Origin of the sequence: Microseira wollei NIES-4236 (assembly GCF_020521235.1) — a bacterium.
Lineage (GTDB): Bacteria > Cyanobacteriota > Cyanobacteriia > Cyanobacteriales > Aerosakkonemataceae > Microseira > Microseira wollei.
Genome location: NZ_BLAY01000792.1, coordinates 1 through 235, shown reverse-complemented (window position 1 = coordinate 235; position 235 = coordinate 1). Strand labels below are relative to the sequence as shown.

Annotated in this window: 1 pseudogene; it reads left to right on the top strand. The window is 44.3% G+C overall.

Features of this window, described 5'->3' with window-relative positions:
• Positions 1–37: 37 nt before the first annotated feature.
• Positions 38–235 (top strand): annotated as a pseudogene (locus MiSe_RS50535) (23S rRNA pseudouridine(2605) synthase RluB); the annotation flags it as partial.

The window sequence follows — 235 nt, the reverse complement described above, 5'->3', positions numbered from 1 at the left end:
GATGTCTATCCCACAAGATGGAAATCAGACAGGCAAGATGTCTATCCCACAAGATGGAAATCAGACAGGCATGATGTCTATCCCACAAGATGGAAATCAGACAGGCATGATGTCTATCCCACAAGATGGAAATCAGACAGGCAAGATGTCTATCCCACAAGATGGAAATCAGACAGGCATGATGTCTATCCCACAAGATGGAAATCAGACAGGCATGATGTCTATCCCACAAGAT